5 protein-coding genes are annotated in these 4,382 nt (G+C 37.8%); all 5 read left to right on the forward strand.

The window, feature by feature from the left end:
- A partial coding sequence (locus tag V7150_RS25520) for a YphA family membrane protein (protein ID WP_335523881.1) occupies positions 1-412 on the forward strand: 412 nt, incomplete at its 5' end.
- Between the two features lie 169 nt (positions 413-581).
- Positions 582-1,892, forward strand: coding sequence for a ribosome biogenesis GTPase Der (der, locus tag V7150_RS25525; protein ID WP_335523883.1), 1,311 nt, complete (start codon positions 582-584; stop codon positions 1,890-1,892).
- A 20-nt stretch (positions 1,893-1,912) separates the two neighbouring features.
- On the forward strand, positions 1,913-2,956 hold the full coding sequence (locus V7150_RS25530) for an NAD(P)H-dependent glycerol-3-phosphate dehydrogenase (protein WP_335523884.1): 1,044 nt from the start codon (positions 1,913-1,915) through the stop codon (positions 2,954-2,956).
- Between the two features lie 324 nt (positions 2,957-3,280).
- Positions 3,281-3,466: a DUF2768 domain-containing protein gene (locus tag V7150_RS25535; RefSeq protein WP_335523886.1), complete on the forward strand. Its 186-nt coding sequence runs from the start codon at positions 3,281-3,283 to the stop codon at positions 3,464-3,466.
- A gap of 33 nt (positions 3,467-3,499) precedes the next feature.
- Positions 3,500-4,210 carry a hypothetical protein gene (locus tag V7150_RS25540; protein ID WP_335523888.1) on the forward strand — a complete coding sequence of 237 codons (711 nt, stop codon included), beginning with the start codon at positions 3,500-3,502 and terminating at the stop codon, positions 4,208-4,210.
- The last annotated feature ends 172 nt before the right edge of the window (positions 4,211-4,382 follow it).

The following is a 4,382-nucleotide window of genomic DNA, read 5'->3' on the forward strand; positions in this document are numbered from 1 at the left end:
ATTTATTAGCCAGGAAAAAAGAGGAGCAATTATCTATTATTTTATTTGTTCATTTATCGTGTCGATTGCTTATGTAACCTTCCATTTATTCGAGATCTTTGACCCTATTTGGATTATCATAAAAAAAGAATGGATGATGGGAATTGTCTTTGGGTATTTAGCCATTCTTTTGCAAAAGACATTAAAAGGGCGATTGTTAATTGTGATTTGCGGAACCATGCAGGGTGAATTCTTACATGCCTATATCTTGAATAAAATTCCTTTTCCTTATAAAATCGGAGCTTTCGAATATCTTGACGTTTGTGCCTTAATTGCTGCATTACTCGTAGGATGGAACTTATTAGAAAATGCAGGGGCGATATTACAAAGCCACTTTCATTTTTTTGAAAAAGGTAAACAAAAAACATCATGATAAAGATTCTTGTTATGCTTTTGATTGCGGGATAGGATTAACATTGATAAAATAATAAAGTTAGGCCCTTCTAAATGACAGAAGGGTTTCTTTACTGAATAAGAACCTTATGGATTTAATGCTAACATTAAAATAAGTTTTTTCAATATAAGAAAGGATGGCGGTCATTATGGTAAAACCAGTTATTGCCATTGTTGGACGACCTAACGTTGGAAAATCAACGATTTTTAATCGAATTGTCGGTGAACGTATTTCCATTGTTGAGGATATTCCGGGAGTAACAAGAGATCGTATTTATAGTTCAGGTGAATGGTTGACACATGATTTTAATGTAATCGATACAGGTGGAATTGATATTGGTGATGAACCGTTTCTTGAGCAGATTCGTCAGCAGGCAGAAGTGGCGATTGATGAAGCAGATGTTATTATCTTCTTAACAAATGGACGAGAAGGGGTAACTGCTGCAGATGAAGAAGTTGCAAAAATATTATATAAGTCTAAAAAACCCATTGTATTAGGGGTTAATAAAATCGATAATCCTGAAATGCGGGAGCAAATTTATGATTTTTATTCACTGGGATTTGGTGAACCCATCCCCGTTTCCGGTTCACACGGACTAGGCCTAGGTGATTTATTGGACGAGGCTGCAAAACACTTTCCAAAAAACAAGCCATTAGAATATGATGATGATGTGGTCAAGTTTTCCTTAATTGGACGGCCAAATGTCGGGAAGTCATCGCTTGTAAATGCGATTTTGGGTGAGGATCGGGTAATCGTCAGCAATATTGCAGGCACAACACGTGACGCAATCGATTCACCATATACGTATAATGGGCAAAAATATGTCATCATTGATACAGCAGGAATAAGAAAAAAAGGAAAAGTGTATGAGAGTACCGAAAAATATAGTGTTCTCCGTGCACTTAGGGCGATTGAACGTTCCGATGTCGTTCTTGTGGTCATTAACGCAGAAGAAGGAATCATTGAGCAAGATAAGAAGATTGCCGGATATGCCCATGAGGCAGGCCGTGCCGTTGTCATTGTAGTTAATAAGTGGGATGCAATTGAAAAAGATGAGAAGACAATGAAAGAGCTGGAACAAAAGATTAGGGAACATTTCTTATTTCTAAGTTATGCTCCAATTGTGTTTTTATCTGCAAAAACGAAAAAGAGGATTCATACCCTGCTGCCAATGATCGATACCGCAAGTGAAAACCATTCCATGCGGGTTGAAACAAGTGTGTTAAATGATGTTATTATGGATGCGGTCGCCATGAATCCGACACCAACTGACAAAGGGAAACGCTTGAAAATTTATTATGCTACACAAGTAGCAGTTAAACCTCCTACTTTTGTTGTTTTTGTCAATGAACCTGAATTATTGCATTTCTCCTATGAGCGGTTTCTTGAGAATCGAATTAGAGACGCTTTTGGATTTGAGGGAACCCCTATCAAAATTTATGCCAGAGAAAGAAAATAAGATAAGGCGGGTGTACGATAATGCAGGATAAAAAAGCGGCTATTGCCGTTGTAGGTGCTGGAAGCTGGGGAACAGCACTAGCGATTGTGCTAGCAGATAATGCTCATGAGGTTCGACTATGGAGCCATAATGAAGACCAAGTAAAGGAAATCAATGAATATCATACAAATAAAAAATATTTACCTGAAATTATTTTGCCAGAATTAATTGTTGGCTATGCTTCATTAAGTGATGCTTTAGCAGGAGTGGAAACAGTTATTTTAGCTGTTCCTACAAAGGCTATTCGCGAAGTTCTTAGGAAAATCCGTGCAGTACAAGCAGTTCCTATTACGATTGCACATGTTAGTAAAGGAATTGAGCCAGATACGCTGTTACGAATAACCGAAATGATTAATGAAGAAATGCCAAAAGAGCTCTTAAAAGACGTTGTTGTCCTTTCAGGCCCAAGTCATGCTGAAGAGGTTAGCCTCAGGCACCCAACAACAGTAACGGTTGCTTCAGAAAATATGGAAGCTGCTGAAAAGATCCAAGACTTATTCATCAATCATAATTTTCGCGTATACACGAATTCAGATGTAATTGGTGTTGAAATTGGCGGTGCATTAAAGAATATTATTGCATTAGCTGCAGGTATAACAGATGGACTTGGCTATGGAGATAATGCTAAGGCGGCCTTGATAACCCGTGGATTAGCGGAAATAGCGCGTCTCGGCACCAAAATGGGTGCAAATCCGTTAACATTTTCAGGATTAACAGGAATAGGCGATTTAATTGTTACATGTACTAGTGTCCATTCGAGGAACTGGAGAGCTGGCAATTTGCTTGGTAAGGGAAAAACACTAGAGGAAGTTCTTGATAATATGGGAATGGTCGTTGAGGGTGTAAGGACAACCAAAGCAGCTTATCAGCTGGCTAAAAAGTATGACGTCACTATGCCTATTACTTTTGCGCTTTATAACGTTTTATTTAACGGTAAAAACCCAAAAGATGCAGTTGATGTGTTAATGGCTCGTGGGAAAACTCATGAGATGGAAGATTTAGTGAATGTGCTTGATGAAAAATAATACTAAAGACTAAAAATGTGCTTTATTAATAATAAATTAGGCGTTCATATGATGCGCTTTTTATCTAAATTGCATACAATGCAACGAAGCATCCTGGTAGTATGACGCTGGAGAATGGGTTATTTAGTCCAACTTACTGAAGTAGAGAATTCGCCCCTCTTTACTTCAGTTTTTTTTGGCCCAAAGGAAGGGTAGCTTCTTTTTATGCATAAGAGCAACTACGCATCTGTTTTCGCCTTAAGGGGTTTGCCAATGGAAGAGTTTTTTTATTTTTTTGAACATTAACCTATGGTATAATAGCAGTCGAAAAAGGGGGAATGATGTTTGTCACCAGGAATGTTAAAAATGTGGATATCAATTGCCGGCATGGCTCTTATGTTTCTTGCGATCATAACCATTTATTTGAGCAGGTATAAATTAAAAGGGGTTTTCCAGGTTATGACAGCGATTATTGCTTATATATTTTTGATTGTTGCAGGATTGACTCTGCTGATTGTATTCCTCGGATAACAGGATTAATTACATAGATAAAAAGGTGATTTTATGAAAAGAAACATAATGGGCTTTTTTCTAGTTTTAACAGTTATGTTGCTATCGGGATGTATGTATCCTAAAGAAGAATTGGCACAGAATCAAATCCCATATAAAGATCAAATCCAAGCAGTTCAAACTGCTGTAGATGACTTCAGGAAGGACAATGGAGGCATACTGCCGATTAAAACAAAGGAGGCAGATTCACCTATATATCAAAAATATCCGATTGACTTTAAAAAAATTGCTCCTAAGTACATGGCTGAACCTCCAGGAAATGCCTTTGAAAGCGGAGGGGTTTTTCAATATGTACTTGTTGATGTGGAAACCAATCCAACTGTTAAATTACTTGACTTACGGATGACAGAAACCATTCGTGATATTAAATTAAGAATAAAAACAAACGGTTTTCCGCCTTATAAAAAACAGATTTCCAAAAATGTGTTTTCGTTGGATTATAAACAATTAGGATATAAGGAGCCTCCATATGTTATTAGTCCCTTTACTAATCAAAACCTCTCCTTGGTCATAACAGGGGATGCTGAGGTTTACGTGGATTATCGGCCAGACCTTTATCAAGCACTTAAGAAAACGGACTTAGTTCTGAAACCTGGCGAGGATATTCGCTCCATTTTAGTGAATGACTCGATGTTTGTTCCGGCATATTCTTTACCATACACGGTCGATTCCAATGGTAAGGAACCCGTTTTTCTCGAAGAATAATATTTTTTATCACTTTGAAATTTCTTAACACTATAGTTCCAGCACCCTGCGTTTCGTGGCCATCCGCTCCTCCCTACGATAAGTCAACATCGAATCGACTATAGCTTCGTGTTGTCTAGCTCTAGTGCCTGTTCAAGGCGCTTCCGCTTTTCGATTTTCCTTTATCTCAGTC

The sequence above is a fragment of the Neobacillus drentensis genome (assembly GCF_036965245.1).
GTDB lineage: Bacteria > Bacillota > Bacilli > Bacillales > Cytobacillaceae > Neobacillus > Neobacillus drentensis_G.